Here is a 13,717-nt window from a genome sequence, read left to right as displayed (position 1 = left end):
CTCAGCCGCCTGCCAGGCCCACTTCCCCGACCGCACCTGTTCCCAGAACGCCTGCCGCTCAGCTCGAAGCATCCGAACCATCACCACTCCTCACGACGAGTGGTGCAACGACCCTCCGAACTCAAGCGGCGTTACAGCAGCTGGTCGGACCGGCCGGTTGGGCAGCGCGTCAGCGCGGCACGCGCACCAGCAGCCGGCCGTGGATGCACTCCATGTGCAGCTCGCGACCCTCGCCGATGGAGTCGCCGTCGAGCTGGCGGGGCGTGTCGGATGCGGCCTTGATCCGCACTCGCGAGCCCGTGCGCCGGTCGAGCGTCTCGTCGACGATCGTGCTCTTGGCCAGCACGCGCATCGCCACCGTGATCCAGGACAGGAACTGCCGCGGGTGGATGATCACCACGTCGAGGATGCCGTCGTCGATCGTCGCGTCGGGCAGGAGCGGCATCCCGGCCTGCAGGAAGCCGACGTTGCCGACCACGACCGTGCGGGCGCGGTGGATGCTCGGCTCCTGGTCGTCGATCTGGATCTCGACCTTGATCGCGGGGAACATCAGCGACTTCAGGCCGGAGACGACGTAGGCCACCCACCCGATCTTCTTCTTGATGTCCTCGTTGACGCCCTCCATGAGCGCGGCGTCGAAGCCCATGCCCGCCATGACCATGAAGTGGGTGTCCTCGATGCCGTCGCCGCCCACCTTGACCAGGTCGATCGCCCGGTCCTGGCCGTTGAGCGCGACGTCGATCGCCGAGCGGAGGTAGAGCGGGACGTCGAGGTTGCGGGCGAGGAGGTTGCCGGTGCCGGCCGGGATGATGCCGACCGGGATGCCGGTCCCGGCGAGCTCGGCGCACACCTCGCGCACGGTGCCGTCGCCGCCGCAGACCATCACCAGGTCGGCGCCGGAGACCGCGGCACGCTCGGCCATGCCGGTGCCGGGGTCCTCGATCGTCGTGTACTGCCAGGTCGGCTCGGACCAGCCCGACTCCTTGGCCATCTCGCTGACGGTGGCGCGGAACTGGCCGACGTCCTCGACCTTGATCGGGTTGAGGATCACCGCGAGCCGGCGCTGGGAGGTGAAGACCTCCGGCAGCGGCTCGGCGTTCGCCGCGGTCGAGCGCGGCCGCGGGTCGATGAAGGCCAGCGCCAGGAAGAAGACCGTCAGCGCGAGCAGCGCGCCGCCGATGACGTCGCTGGGGAAGTGGCGCCCGAGGAGCACCCGGTCCAGGGCCACGAGCAGCCACCAGGCCACGGTCAGCGTGATGCCGAGGCGGCGCAGGCTCGTGCGCCGCACGAAGAGGACCAGCAGCATCACCAGGACCGCGGCGAACGCGGCACTCGAGGAGGCGTGGCCCGACGGGAAGCTGAAGTTGGTGTGGCTGCCGAGGGCGTCCTGCCAGTCCGGCCGGTCGCGCCCCAGCTGGCTCTTGAGCACCGTGGTCGCGACGGCGGTCACCGACATCACGACGACGGCGAGCAGCGCCGCCCAGCGCTGGCGGCGTACGACGAGCCAGAGCGCGAGCACGACCGTCAGGATCGTCATGCCGATGGTGCCGAAAGCGGTCTCGACCACCCGCAGGGTGTCGATGAGGAGGGCGTGGTCGTCCGCCCAGTCCTCGAGGCGCCGGCCCTCGATGTCGAAGGCGTCGAGGGGAGCGCGTTCCTGGGTGACGAGGTAGGCCAGGACGGCGAACAGGCCTCCCGTGAGGAGCGCCCAGGCCAGGCTGCGGTTGCGGAAGGCGGGAGTCACCTGCGAAGTATGCCCAAACCGGTTCGGAATCATGCTGTCGCGGCGGCTAGCCTTCCCCCTGTGATCGACCCTCGCCTCCTCCGTGACGACCCCGACCGCGTACGTGCCGCCCAGGCCAAGCGGGGCCTGTCCGCCGACGTGGTGGACCGGGCGCTCGCCGCCGACTCCGCGCGGCGCCAGGCGATCGCCGACTTCGAGTCGAAGCGCGCCGAGCAGAAGTCGAGCGGCGCCCTCGTCGCCAAGGCGCAGGGCGAGGAGAAGCAGGCGCTGCTCGCCCAGGTCAAGGAGCTCGCCGCCGGGGTGAAGGCCGCGGAGGCCGCCCGCAACGACGCCGAGGTTGCGTGGGACGAGGCGATCAAGGCGATCCCCAACGTCGCCGACGACGCCGCTCCCGCCGGTGGCGAGGAGGACTACACCGTCATCGAGCACGTGGGCACGCCCCGCGAGTTCGATTTCGAGCCGCGCGACCACGTCGAGCTCGGCCGGATGCTCGGCGCCATCGACATCGAGCGCGGCGCCAAGGTCAGCGGCTCGCGCTTCTACTTCCTCACCGGCGTAGGGGCGCAGCTCCAGCTCGCGCTGGTCAACATGGCGATGGACCAGGCCCGCGCGGCCGGCTTCATCCAGGCCGCGGCGCCCTCGCTGGTGCGCCCGCGCGCGATGGAGGGCACCGGCTTCCTCGGCCAGGCCGCCGACGACGTCTACCAGATCGCGGGCGAGGACCTCTACCTCGTCGGCACCTCCGAGGTCGCGATGGCGGCCTACCACTCGGACGAGATCCTCGACGCCGCATCGCTGCCGCTGCGATATGCCGCCTTCAGCCCGTGCTTCCGCAAGGAGGCCGGCTCCTACGGCAAGGACACCAAGGGCATCTGGCGGGTGCACTGGTTCGACAAGGTGGAGATGTTCGTCTACACCACCGTCGAGGAGTCGTACGCCGAGCACCAGCGGTTGCTGGCGTGGGAGCGGGAGTTCCTCGACAAGCTCGAGCTCGCCTACCGGATCATCGACACCGCTGCCGGCGACCTGGGCCTGAGCGCCTCGCGCAAGTTCGACTGCGAGGCGTGGATCCCGAGCCGTCAGGGCTACGGCGAGCTCACCTCGACCTCCAACTGCACCGACTTCCAGGCCCGCCGCCTCGACATCCGCACCCGCGGTGAGGGCGGCACCACGCCGGTCGCGACGCTGAACGGCACGCTCACCGCCGTGACCCGCGCGATCGTGGCGATCCTGGAGACCCACCAGAACGAGGACGGGTCGGTGACGGTGCCGCAGGCGCTGCGCCCCTACCTCGGCGGCCTGGAAGTGATGAAGCCCCTTGGCTGACGACTGGACGCCCCGGGTCGTCGCGCTCGACATCGACGGCACCCTGCTCAAGTGGGTCGACGGGCAGACCGAGGACTACGAGACCATCACCGCGCCGGTCTACGACGCGATCCACCGCGCCCTCGACGCCGGCGCGCACGTCGTGCTGTCCAGCGGTCGCTCCCCGCACGGGATGACCCGGATCGCCGACATGCTCGACATCCCGCGCGAGGAGGCCGACCAGCTGTGGGTCGTGGCCTCCAACGGGGCGGTCGTCTTCCGCTACCCGCCGATGGAGGTCGTCCACGAGGAGACCTTCGACGCCGCGCCCGCGGTCGCCGCGGTGCTGGAGCACCACCCCGACGCGCTGGTCGCAGTCGAGGAGCGTGCGGTCGGCGGCTACCGCGTGAACCGCGTCTTCCCCGAGGGCGAGATCTCCGGCGAGCAGATCATCACCGAGGTCGACGACATCGTCGGCGAGCCCGTCAGCCGCGTGATCATCCGCGACCCCGACGCCACGGCCGACGACTTCCTCGAGCTCGCCTCGAAGCTCGGTCTGCACGGCACCGACTACGTCGTGGGCTGGACGGCGTGGCTCGACCTGTCCCCGGTCGGCGTCTCGAAGGCCTCCGGTCTCCAGCACGTGTGCGACCGGATCGGCCTCACCGCTGCCGACGTCCTGGCGATCGGCGACGGGCGCAACGACATCGAGATGCTGCGCTGGGCCGGTCGCGGCGTCGCGATGGGCCAGGCCGTCGACGAGGTCAAGGCAGCGTCCGACGACGTCACCGCGTCAGTCCACGACGAGGGCGCGGCCGTCGAGATGTCGCGCTGGTTCCCGCAGGGGGCCTGAGCCCGTGGACGGGTTCACCTTCACCGCACCGCTGTGGCGGTGGACCGCACGTCGCCGGGAGTCGGCCGACTCCTCGTCGTGGTCCTTCGTCACCCTCCCGCCCGACGTGGCCGAGGAGGTGCGCGACGGCTCGGGCGAGCCGCGCGGCTTCGGGTCCGTGCGCGTCCGCGTCACGGTCGGCGCCACGACCTGGGACACCAGCGTCTTCCCCGACTCCGGCTCCGGCAGCTTCGTGCTTCCGGTGAAGAAGGCCGTGCGCACCGCGGCCGGCGTCGAGGAGGGCGACGAGCTGACCGTCACCCTGTCGCTCCGGGACCCCGCATGAGCACGCCCCGGCTGGTCGCCACCGACCTCGACGGCACCCTGCTCCACTCCGACGGCACCGTCACCGACCGCACCCGCGCGGTCCTCGAGGAGCTCGATGCGCGCGGTGTGCCGGTCGTCTTCACCACCGGTCGCCCGATCCGCTGGATGGAGGAGCTCTGGGCCGACGTCGGCGGCCACGGGCTCGCGATCTGCAGCAACGGCGCCCTGGTGTACGACGTCGCGCGCCGCGAGGTGCGCGACTTCCGGGCGGTGCCGCGTGAGGTGGGTGTCGCCGTCGCCGAGCAGCTGCGCACGGCCGTCCCCGGGACCCACTTCGCCGTCGAGCACACGACCGGGTGGGCCAGCGAGGTCGACTTCCCCCGCCACCCCGACGACCGCGCCGAGCGCCACACCGGTGACCTCGCCGACATCTTCGGCGACGACGTGGTGAAGGTCCTGGCGGTCCACCGCGACCTCGAGCCGGAAGACTTCTGGCGCCGCGTGGAGGCGTCGGTGGGCGAGCAGGTGGTGACGACCTGGTCGTCGTCCTTCGCGCTCGTCGAGATCAGCGCCGCCGGCGTCACCAAGGCCACCACCCTCGCCACGCTGGCCGCCGAGATGGGGGTCCGTGCCGAGGACGTGGTCGCCTTCGGTGACATGCCCAACGACCTGGCGATGCTCGAGTGGGCCGGCACGTCGTACGCCATGGCCAACGCCCATGCGTCGGTGCACGACCTCGCCGACCACCGGGCCCCGGCCAACGACGACGACGGGGTCGCGGTGGTGCTGACCGACCTCTTCGGCCTGTCTCGCTAGGCTGCCCGCCATGATCCGTGCCGTCCATGCTGTTCGTGTCGCTGCCGCGATGCTGCTCGCGTACGTGGGCCTGGTCCTGACGGTGAGCGCACCGGCCTCGGCCGCGTGCACCTGCAAGCAGGGCCAGCTCGATCAGCAGGTCCAGCGCGCCGACGTGGTCTTCATCGGCACGATCGACGGGGTCGAGGCCGCGGGCGACGACTTCACCTACGACGTCACCGCCTCCCGGGCCTACCAGGGCACCCCGGAGCGGTCCACGCAGGTCTTCTCCGCCGGTGGCCCGGCCGCGTGCGGCCTCGGGGAGCTCGAGGTCGGCACGACCTACGTCTTCCTCGCCACGGGCGACGCGGCGCCGTACGACGCCGACAGCTGCGGCGGCACCGCGGTCGCCAACCCCACGAAGGTCGAGAAGGTCGAGGCGCTGCTCGGGGAGGGCACCCCGGTCGAGCCGCCCCCGCCGCCGACCGCGGAGCTGACCCGCGTCGAGGACTCGCCGCCCGCGGGCTTCGCGCGCGCCGCGGCCCCGGGCGCCGCCGCCGCGATCATCGGCCTGCTCGGCCTCGTCGTCGTACGCCGCCTCGCGCGCCGCTGACCCCCCGGGCGACTCCCGTCCTGGCCGCGTCCCGATGCGGTCCGGAGTGTCCAGCACGCCCACACAACCTCGCGGGCCTCTGCGACGTCAGAGCAGGCATGGTGGAACCACGCGCTGACGGCGGGTCGAGAGCGTCTGGCATCGACGCCATGCTCGGCGCACCGACGGCCTTCGAGGAGTTCTTCCACCACTCGTGGCGTCGGTTGTTCCCCACGGCGATGGCGATCGCCGGCGACCGGGCGTCCGCGGAGTACGCCCTGCAGAGCGCGTTCGCCAAGGCGTACGCCTCGTGGGGCCGGGTCAGCGCTGCCGACCATCCCGAGGCCTACGTGCGCCGCATGGTGGTCAACGAGATCATCAGCAGCCGACGCTCTGCATGGTTCCGGCGGGAAAGGCCCACGGGCGAGCACGACTCGACGGTGAGCACCGCCTCGGAGGAGGCGGCGGTGGTGGATCGGGACGCCCTGTGGTCCGCCGTGCAGGGGTTGCCGGTGCGGCAGCGGGCGGTCATCGTCCTCCGCTACTACGAGGACCTGTCCGAGGCACAGATCGCCGACGTGCTCGGTTGCTCGCGCGGCACCGTGAAGTCGCAGGCGTCCGCCGCGCTGAAGAACCTCCGGACGGGCTCGGGACCGGTCCTCGACCCGGAAGGGAGCTACCGATGACCGAGGATCTCACGGTCGCGCTCCACGAGCGGCTCGATGCGCTCGACGTGCCGCCGGGCGACGTCGCGACGGTCGTCCGTCGCGGTCGCCGCCTGCGACGACGCAGGCAGGCACGCACCACCATCACCCTCGTCGCGACTCTCGCGCTGGCGTGGTTCGGCGCCACGGCGCTGATCCCCACAGCGGGGGAGCGCGCGGCCGACGGCTACGCCCGGTTCGACCCGTTCGACGTGTCGCAGGGATTGCGGGCGTACGCGGACCCGGGTTTCGCGGTGCACATGGGTGGTCAGACCTTCGATGCCACCGAGCTCACGTACCTCGACACCGACGCGGTGGCGACTCCTCGCGGGGTGCTCTTCTACGACCACGGTCGCCCCATGCTGATGCGCGAGGACGGCGAGGTGGTGGCGCTCGTCGACGGACCGGTGGACGCAGTCCCCGGCTTCCGCCCGACCGCCAAGATCGACTCACGCAGCGACGAGGTCGCCTTCGCGATCGTCGAGGACGACGAGGCCGTGATCACCGTGCGCGACCTGGCCACGAACGAGGACGTGCACGAGTGGAGAACGCCGTGCGAACCTTGCTCGGCGATCAGGATCGACGCGTACGACGACGGGGTCCTCTACCTGCGCACCGGCCGCTCGACCGTCGCGGTGCTCCTCGCGACGGGCGAGGTCGTCGACCTCGGCGCAACGACCCGGATCGCCGACGTGCGCAGCGGTGTCGTGCTCTACAACGGCGCGACGCCCCGACCGACGACCACCCGCGGGTGGACCTTCGTCCGCGGGCCGGTCGACGCCCAGCTGACCTTCGACGGCGCTCACGTGCTCGACTGGTCGAGCTCGTTGCGCCCGACCGATCCGTCCGGTCAGCCGCTGCAGCTCGACGTCGCCCGCACCACCGACGCCGGTCCCGCGTTCTGGACGATGGACACCGACGGCTCCGTCCTCGTCGCGGCTGTGAACGGCCGCTACCCGAACTTCACCGTCTATGACTGCGAGCTGCCCTCCGGATCGTGCACGGAAGTAGGACCGTTGCGTCCCAGGGGCGGAGACCCGGCCTTCATCGGCAACGACATGTGACCTGGAGCTGCTGCAGCCCACGGCCAGTCCGCCTGCGCCACGAGAAAACGCACGTGCCCAGACAACCTCAACCCGACGCCCGGAGTCTGGACAGGTGAGGGGACACAACAGTGTCCGAGGGGAAGGGGGCCTGACATGCACGAGGACATCCACCCGCCGTCCCGGTTCGTCTGGTCGTCGATGCTGGCAGCGGCGGCCGCAGTGGTGCTGATCGCGCTGGTCGTCCTCATGAGCGGCCAGACCGACCGGAGCGGTACGCCCCAGCCGGCCCCGCAGCCGACGAGCGTGGCCACCGACGACGCGAAGGAGCCACTGCCCGACGAGGTGCCCACAGGTCTGCCCGCGGTGCCGTACGTGCTCGACCGAGTGGCCTACGTCGGCGACGACTCGTTCCCCGGCTTCGACGTGATCGACGGGGCCACGCATGGCTGGTTGGCTGCGGCGCCGCCGTTCGTGTGGTCGTGGGGCAACGGTGGAGCACCGAACGCGATGGACGTCGCGCTCGAGCAGCCGCCCGTCGTGTCGCCCAACGGACAGTACGTCGCGTACCTCTCCAGCGAGGGCGACCTGAACGGGTTCGAGACCGCACCCGCCGGCGAGGGGATGGGCCTGCCGGTGCCGGTGCCCGTCCGGGACGACGACGGGGTGGGCACCCGCATCGGAGCCGTGACCGACGACGGCTGGGTGATCGCCAGCGGCCGGGGTGTCGGCGTCCTGTGGCGCCCCTTCGACGGCGCCGAGCCGATCGACCTGACGCAGACGGCGCCCGGCCAGCTCGTCTGGCAGGCGACGCGGGCAGGTCTGGTCGTCGTCGACGGCAGTGGTGACGCCCGGGACCCGGGCGGTGACAACCGCGTCGCAGGTGACGGCCGGGTCTATCTCGCCGACGTGACACCCGACGGCGAGCTGGTGCCGATCGCGGACCTCCCGAACTTCGGGATCGCGGACGTCTCCGAGGAGTGGGTGGCGTGGGTGCCCATCCAGCAGGTCGCGGGCGACGTGCCCGAGTACGCCGAGATCCGGGTGCGTGGCCTCGACGGCGGGAGCGAGGGCGTGCTGTCGCCTCCTCAGGGGTGGCGCTTCGTCAACACGGCCTTCACCTTCGAGGACACCCAGTTCCTCGTCGCCCGGGTGACCGACGGTCAGCGGCAGCGGATGGTGCGCTGCAGCCCCGCACTGCGGGAGTGCGTGCTGCTCGAGACGCTGTGACGCCACGCGAGGGTGCGAGGTCGACCGGCACCTGCCTGGCGCCACACAGGGGCAGCTCCGTCAGAGGTACATCCCGCTGGACGTGCCGCCGGACTCCTGGGTCTCGTCGTCGGTGGGCATGTTGGGCATCCCCATCGGCTGGTGCTGGGCGTGGCCGGAGCCCGCGGGCAGGGCGCGGCGCATCTGCTCGAGCTGGGCGCGCGAGGCCATCTGCTGGGCGTAGATCGCGGTCTGGATGCCGTGGAACAGGCCCTCGAGCCACCCGACGAGCTGGGCCTGCGCGATCCGCAGCTCGCCCTCCGACGGCGTGCCCTCCTCGGTGAAGGGCAGCGAGAGGCGCTCGAGCTCCTCGACCAGCTCGGGGGCCAGGCCCGACTCGAGCTCCTTGATGGAGGCGGCGTGGATCTCCTTCAGGCGCTGGCGGCTGGCCTCGTCGAGGGGCGCGGCCTTCACCTCCTCGAGCAGCTGTCGGATCATGCTGCCGATGCGCATCACCTTCGCGGGCTGCTCGACCAGCTCGGTGATGTGGCGCTCGCCCCCACCCTCCTCGCCGTCGTCGCCCGACTGCTGGGTCATCGCGGGCAGGGCGCTCGCGGGGATGGTGCCGATCGGCTGGCCGTCGGGCCCGACCACGACCACCTGCTCCTCGGACGCAGGGGCGCTGGGCTGCTGCTGCTCGGTCATGACCGCCACCCTATGACCCGCCCGGTGGGCGGGCACCGGGAGCGGCGGGCGCTCAGAGCGTCAGCAGGATCTTCCCGCTGTGTGCCCCGTCCTCCATCAGCCGGTGGGCTCGCGCCACGTCCTCGAGCGGCATCGTGGTCTCCACGATCGGACGGATCCGGCCGGCCGCCACGTGCGGCCAGACGTTCTCGACGACACCGCAGCAGATGGCGGCCTTCTCCTCCAGCGGCCGCGCGCGCAGCGAGGTCGCGGTGACCGAGGCCCGCTTGCGCAGCAGCGCCTGGATGTCGAGCTCACCCTTGGTGCCGCCCTGGAAGCCGATGATGACCAAGCGTCCGCCGGTGGCGAGGGCGGCGACGTTGCGGCCGAGGTACTTCGCGCCCATGTTGTCCAGGACGACGTCGGCGCCGCAGGCCTCGGAGAGCACGTCGACGAAGTCCTCGTCGCGGTAGGAGATCGCGGTCGCCCCGAGCGAGCGGCACAGCTCGAGCTTCTCCGGCGAGCCGGCGGTGGTGAAGACCTCGGCGCCGCGCGCGACGGCGAGCTGGATCGCCATCGTGCCGATGCCGCCGGCGCCGCCGTGGACGAGGAAGCGCTCGCCCTTCGCGAGGTGGGCGGTCATGAAGACGTTGGACCACACGGTCGCGGCGACCTCGGGCAGGGCCGCGGCCTCGACGAGGGACACGCCGCTCGGCACGGGCATGACCTGCCCGACCGGCACCGCGACGCGGGCGGCGTACCCGCCACCGGCGAGCAGCGCGCAGACCTCGTCGCCGACCGACCAGCCCTCCACGCCCTCGCCGAGCTCGGCGATGCGGCCGCTGCACTCGAGGCCGATGACCTCCGAGGCGCCCGGGGGCGGGGGGTAGAAGCCCTGCCGCTGCAGGGTGTCGGCGCGGTTGACCGCCGTCGCGACGACGTCGATGAGCACCTCCCCGGCTGCGGGTCGGGGGTCGGCGACCTCGCCGACGGACAGGACCTCGGGGCCACCGGTGCCGGTGGTCACGACTGCGCGCACGGAATCAGTCCTCGTAGAGATCGGTGGAGTGGTCGACCGACGAGTCGTCGGGCACCTCGTCGTCGACGTCGTCGGGGTCGGGCGCGTCGGCGGGCCGGTCCCAGCTCTCGGCGAGCAGCTGTGCCTTGGCCGCGAGCTTCTCGACCGCCTCGGGATCGGCGTCGGCAGCGCCGGCGGCCCAGCCGAGGAGGTAGGCGGTGATGGGCGCGGCCGTCTTCTGCACGTTCTGCGCCGCGGTGCGCGCCAGGTCGAGGATGAGGCCTTCGTCGACCTCGGTCTCGACGTCGAGGACGTCACTGAGCTCGTCGATCCAGTCGTGAAGGTTCACGACCCCAATGTCTCGCAACCGACCCGGCGGCGGCAAGGGAGGGGGGACCGCTCAGCCGCCGAGGTCGCGCAGGTCGGCCCAGGTGTCGATGTCGAGCGCCTCCTCGCCGCCGGCCGGCACCGACGCCAGGCGCAGCGGGGCGAGCAGCCGGTGCAGCGCCATGCCGTGCTGCTCCTCCAGCCCGGGGCGTACGTCGGCGAGGCGGGCCGCGTCGAGCACCCCGGCCAGCTGCCGCCGGCCGTCACCGTCGACGAGGAACGCCCCGTCGTGGCCCTCCGCCGCCGCGCGCAGGCGGCGCATCGTGGCAGCGGTGACCCGGGGCATGTCGACGGCCAGCACACCGACGACCCGCGGCCGGCGCAGCAGGGCGTCGACGCCGGTGAGCAGCCCGGCGACCGGTCCGCCGCGGGGCGGGTCCTCGCAGGCGAAGGTGACCGGCCGCTCGGTCGGCACGGACCGCGGGGCGACGACCACCACCTCGTCGGCGTCGAGGAAGGCGTCGAGGGCGTAGGTCAGCAGCGTGCGACCGGCGAGCTCGACGCTCCCCTTGTCGATCCCGTCCATCCGCGCTGCCGTGCCGCCGGCCAGCACGACCCCGCAGAATCCGGACGCGGTGAGGTCGAGGTCCATGCACCCATCCTCCCAGCCCTGCCGGCTCTGGCAGTCTGGAGGCATGGACACCGGCCAGCAGCTGCGCGTGCGCGTCCACCAGTGGGCGAGCGGCCGCGACCCCGCCGCCAACCGTGCGCGCTTGGGCGCCGACGTGGAGCCCGGCGCCGACCTGGTCGTCCTGCCGGAGGCCTTCGCACGCGACTTCGGCGAGGCCGGCTCCGACGTCAGTGCGTACGCCGAGCCGCTGGACGGCCCCTTCGCCAGCGAGGTCGCCCGGGTCGCCGAGGCGACGTCGTGCACGGTGGTGGCCGGCATGTTCGAGGCCTCCGCCGACCCGGATCGACCCTGGAACACCCTCGTGGCGCGCGGCGCGAGCCGGGCGGACTACCGCAAGATCCACCTCTACGACTCCTTCGGCTACCGCGAGTCCGACCGACTGACCGGTGGACCGCTCGAGCCCGTCGTCGTGGACGTCGAGGGCTGGAGGGTCGGGCTGATGACCTGCTACGACCTGCGCTTCCCCGAGCTCGCGCGCCGTCTCGTCGACGCCGGCGCGGAGGTCATCGTCGTGCCGGCCGCGTGGCTGCCCGGCGAGCGCAAGGTGGAGCACTGGCGAACCCTCCTCGCTGCCCGGGCGATCGAGAACACCTGCTTCGTCGTCGGCGCCGCCCAGCCCGAGCCGCGCTACAGCGGCCACTCGGTGGTCGTCGGGCCGCTCGGCGAGGTCCTCGCCGAGGCCGAGGGAGCCGAGGCCACCCTCGACGTCGTGCTGGAGCGTGCCGACCTCGAGACGGCCCGTCGCACCAATCCGTCCCTGGCCAACCGTCGGCTGTAACCTCCTGCGACGTGTCTTCCCCCACCGCCGACAGCCCCCGCGGGTCCTCCCGCGGCAAGCGGGCTGCCGAGCGGCCGCCCTCGCGGCTGCGGCGGACACGGAAGCCGAAGACCGCCCCGCCCGAGGTGAAGACAACCCCGGCCGAGGCACCGCCCGCCGCGCTCGTCGTCCCGGCACCTGCCGCACCTGTCGCCCCGGACCCCGAGCCGACCCCCGCGCTCGCGCAGGACACCGGTGCCCTCCCTCCTGACGGCCCGCGTCGCTCGCTGATGCTGCTGTGGTTCGCCGTGCTCGGGCTGGGCACCGCGGCGCTCGTCTGGTCCGCCCTCGGCGGCCTCCTGGAGGACAGCGGCACCGCCGGCCCCCTCGCCTCGGTGCCGGAGTGGGTCGACGGCGCCGGCGCGGTGGCGGTGGCCACCGCCCTGTCCTGGCTGCTCGCCACCCGGACGGCGGGCCGCGCCCTCGTCTCCGCCGGCCTCGCGCTGGTGCTCGGCGTGGCCAGCCTCCTGGTCGGCGGGAGGGTGCTGCCGACCGGCGCCGCGGTGATGACCTGCGTGGTGGGCAGCGTGTACGCCGTCATGGTGACGGTGCCGGCCGTGACGTGGTGGAAGGCGGTGCGCGAGGTCCTCGTCGCCGTGCTGGTGGCCGTGGTCACCGCCTTCGCAGCCGTGGGCTTCGAGCCCACCGTCGCGACCGACCGCTTCGACCTCGCGGCCCTGTTCCTCGCCCTCGGCCTCGTCTTCACCATCGTCTACCGCCTCGGAGCCGGCCTCCACGGCCTCGGCCGCCGCGGCATGATCGTGGTCGCCTCCGGGCTCGCCGTCCTCGTCGTGACGCTGCTCTACGCCGAGCTGCTGCGGCGCTACGGCACGCAGACCTTCGTGTCGTCGGTCCTCGACTTCGCCGACTGGGTCTCCGCCCGGATCGGGGCGTTCCCGCGCCCGCTGGTCGTGCTCCTCGGCATCCCGGCGCTGGCGTGGGGCACCCACCTGCGCGCCCGCCGTCGCCAGGGCTGGTGGGTGTGCGCCTTCGGCGTCGCGGCGACCGTGCCGCTGGCCACGGGCCTGGTCGCGCCGGACAGCTCCTACCTCGAGGCCGGCCTGCGGGCGGCGTACTCCCTCGTCCTGGGCCTGCTCATCGGCTACGTGCTGATCCGCATCGACCTCGCCCTCACCGGCACCAAGGGCAGCCGTGGACGGCGCGCGGAGGAGGCCGGCCCGCACCGGCCCGAGCCCCGTCGCTTCGCCGAGCTCTGAGCCTGCCTCCCCGGAGGCCCTCCGCGGGTCCGACCATCGGCTACGCCCCGGTAACCGCTAGCGTCGAGCCATGGCCCGCACCACGTCGCTCGAGATCGTGTCCGAGCTGGTCGCCAACGTGCTGACCATCGAGGTCGCCGAGGGCGACCGCGTCGAGGCCGGCGACACCGTCGTGCTGCTGGAGTCGATGAAGATGGAGATCCCGATGCTCGCCGAGCGCGCGGGCACCGTCACCGCGATCAAGGTGACCGTCGGCGACGTCGTGCAGGACGGCGACGTCCTCGTCGTCCTCGACTGATATGTAGGGCGCGCCTGTCAAGGGCAGGGTGAGGCGCCGTCGGGCCTGGGTGGCCTGACGGCGCCTCGCTTGGTCTGGATCTGGTCGTCTGCGCAGCGTGTCTTCGCGACGCGC

At 72.5% G+C, this 13,717-nt stretch carries 16 protein-coding genes; 11 read left to right on the top strand and 5 right to left on the bottom strand.

The features are described 5' to 3' along the window. Positions 1-169 precede the first annotated feature (169 nt). Positions 170-1,744, bottom strand: a complete 1,575-nt coding sequence (locus IRX98_RS22250) for a bifunctional phosphatase PAP2/diacylglycerol kinase family protein (RefSeq protein WP_224280518.1) — start codon at positions 1,742-1,744, stop codon at positions 170-172. Between the two features lie 60 nt (positions 1,745-1,804). On the opposite strand from IRX98_RS22250, the gene serS reads away from it, so the two are divergent. The 8 genes from serS (at position 1,805) to IRX98_RS22210 (ending at position 8,572) form a co-directional block, all read left to right on the top strand. After that, the gene (gene serS, locus IRX98_RS22245) at positions 1,805-3,070 is read left to right on the top strand and encodes a serine--tRNA ligase (RefSeq protein WP_224280515.1); all 1,266 of its coding nucleotides are present in this window, start codon (positions 1,805-1,807) and stop codon (positions 3,068-3,070) included. Beyond that, the gene (locus IRX98_RS22240; RefSeq protein ID WP_224280513.1) at positions 3,063-3,902 is read left to right on the top strand and encodes an HAD family hydrolase; all 840 of its coding nucleotides are present in this window, start codon (positions 3,063-3,065) and stop codon (positions 3,900-3,902) included. The genes serS and IRX98_RS22240 overlap by 8 nt, the downstream gene beginning before the upstream one ends. Before the next feature lie 4 nt (positions 3,903-3,906). Then, on the top strand, positions 3,907-4,227 hold the full coding sequence (locus IRX98_RS22235) for a DUF1905 domain-containing protein (protein ID WP_224280511.1): 321 nt from the start codon (positions 3,907-3,909) through the stop codon (positions 4,225-4,227). Further along, on the top strand, positions 4,224-5,024 hold the full coding sequence (locus IRX98_RS22230; protein WP_224280509.1) for a Cof-type HAD-IIB family hydrolase: 801 nt from the start codon (positions 4,224-4,226) through the stop codon (positions 5,022-5,024). Before IRX98_RS22235 ends, IRX98_RS22230 begins: the two co-directional genes overlap by 4 nt. Before the next feature lie 10 nt (positions 5,025-5,034). Continuing rightward, positions 5,035-5,616, top strand: a complete 582-nt coding sequence (locus IRX98_RS22225) for a hypothetical protein (RefSeq protein ID WP_224280507.1) — start codon at positions 5,035-5,037, stop codon at positions 5,614-5,616. Between the two features lie 149 nt (positions 5,617-5,765). After that, on the top strand, positions 5,766-6,281 hold the full coding sequence (locus tag IRX98_RS22220) for a SigE family RNA polymerase sigma factor (protein ID WP_224280505.1): 516 nt from the start codon (positions 5,766-5,768) through the stop codon (positions 6,279-6,281). Continuing rightward, entirely contained in the window at positions 6,278-7,363 is a 1,086-nt protein-coding gene (locus tag IRX98_RS22215; protein ID WP_224280503.1) for a hypothetical protein, read from the top strand. The genes IRX98_RS22220 and IRX98_RS22215 overlap by 4 nt, the downstream gene beginning before the upstream one ends. Before the next feature lie 135 nt (positions 7,364-7,498). Beyond that, the gene (locus IRX98_RS22210) at positions 7,499-8,572 is read left to right on the top strand and encodes a hypothetical protein (RefSeq protein WP_224280501.1); all 1,074 of its coding nucleotides are present in this window, start codon (positions 7,499-7,501) and stop codon (positions 8,570-8,572) included. 60 nt (positions 8,573-8,632) lie between these two features. Here IRX98_RS22210 and IRX98_RS22205 read toward each other — a convergent pair whose 3' ends face one another. The 4 genes from IRX98_RS22205 to mobA are packed head-to-tail and all read right to left on the bottom strand — an operon-like array spanning position 8,633 to position 11,232. Continuing rightward, positions 8,633-9,256, bottom strand: coding sequence for a bacterial proteasome activator family protein (locus IRX98_RS22205; protein ID WP_268929111.1), 624 nt, complete (start codon positions 9,254-9,256; stop codon positions 8,633-8,635). A 52-nt stretch (positions 9,257-9,308) separates the two neighbouring features. Continuing rightward, complete coding sequence (locus tag IRX98_RS22200) at positions 9,309-10,274, bottom strand: NAD(P)H-quinone oxidoreductase (RefSeq protein WP_224280499.1); 966 nt, start codon at positions 10,272-10,274, stop codon at positions 9,309-9,311. A 4-nt stretch (positions 10,275-10,278) separates the two neighbouring features. Further along, complete coding sequence (locus IRX98_RS22195) at positions 10,279-10,602, bottom strand: DUF6457 domain-containing protein (protein WP_224280497.1); 324 nt, start codon at positions 10,600-10,602, stop codon at positions 10,279-10,281. Positions 10,603-10,653: 51 nt separating this feature from the next. Then, positions 10,654-11,232 (bottom strand): molybdenum cofactor guanylyltransferase, encoded by a 579-nt coding sequence (mobA, locus tag IRX98_RS22190; RefSeq protein WP_224280496.1) that lies wholly within the window; start codon positions 11,230-11,232, stop codon positions 10,654-10,656. Positions 11,233-11,275: 43 nt separating this feature from the next. Between mobA and IRX98_RS22185 the strand changes: the two genes are divergently transcribed. From IRX98_RS22185 to IRX98_RS22175, 3 genes are all read left to right on the top strand, one after another. Next, entirely contained in the window at positions 11,276-12,049 is a 774-nt protein-coding gene (locus tag IRX98_RS22185) for a carbon-nitrogen hydrolase family protein (protein ID WP_224280494.1), read from the top strand. A gap of 11 nt (positions 12,050-12,060) precedes the next feature. Then, positions 12,061-13,305, top strand: coding sequence for a hypothetical protein (locus IRX98_RS22180; RefSeq protein ID WP_224280492.1), 1,245 nt, complete (start codon positions 12,061-12,063; stop codon positions 13,303-13,305). A gap of 70 nt (positions 13,306-13,375) precedes the next feature. Continuing rightward, the gene (locus tag IRX98_RS22175) at positions 13,376-13,603 is read left to right on the top strand and encodes a biotin/lipoyl-binding carrier protein (RefSeq protein ID WP_207083409.1); all 228 of its coding nucleotides are present in this window, start codon (positions 13,376-13,378) and stop codon (positions 13,601-13,603) included. The last annotated feature ends 114 nt before the right edge of the window (positions 13,604-13,717 follow it).

Origin of the sequence: Nocardioides lacusdianchii, assembly GCF_020102855.1 — a bacterium.
GTDB classification, from domain to species: Bacteria; Actinomycetota; Actinomycetes; order Propionibacteriales; family Nocardioidaceae; genus Nocardioides; species Nocardioides lacusdianchii.
This window is presented reverse-complemented; position numbering and strand designations above follow the sequence as displayed.

What these genes read in the sequence shown, in the direction of transcription:
- IRX98_RS22230 (WP_224280509.1), top strand. Translation starts at nt 4,224, where the DNA reads ATGAGCACGCCCCGGCTGGTCGCCACCGACCTCGACGGCACCCTGCTC.
- IRX98_RS22225 (WP_224280507.1), top strand. Translation starts at nt 5,035, where the DNA reads ATGATCCGTGCCGTCCATGCTGTTCGTGTCGCTGCCGCGATGCTGCTC.
- IRX98_RS22220 (WP_224280505.1), top strand. Translation starts at nt 5,766, where the DNA reads ATGCTCGGCGCACCGACGGCCTTCGAGGAGTTCTTCCACCACTCGTGG.
- IRX98_RS22215 (WP_224280503.1), top strand. Translation starts at nt 6,278, where the DNA reads ATGACCGAGGATCTCACGGTCGCGCTCCACGAGCGGCTCGATGCGCTC.
- IRX98_RS22210 (WP_224280501.1), top strand. Translation starts at nt 7,499, where the DNA reads ATGCACGAGGACATCCACCCGCCGTCCCGGTTCGTCTGGTCGTCGATG.
- IRX98_RS22205 (WP_268929111.1), bottom strand. Translation starts at nt 9,256, where the DNA reads ATGACCGAGCAGCAGCAGCCCAGCGCCCCTGCGTCCGAGGAGCAGGTG.
- mobA (WP_224280496.1), bottom strand. Translation starts at nt 11,232, where the DNA reads ATGGACCTCGACCTCACCGCGTCCGGATTCTGCGGGGTCGTGCTGGCC.
- IRX98_RS22185 (WP_224280494.1), top strand. Translation starts at nt 11,276, where the DNA reads ATGGACACCGGCCAGCAGCTGCGCGTGCGCGTCCACCAGTGGGCGAGC.
- IRX98_RS22175 (WP_207083409.1), top strand. Translation starts at nt 13,376, where the DNA reads ATGGCCCGCACCACGTCGCTCGAGATCGTGTCCGAGCTGGTCGCCAAC.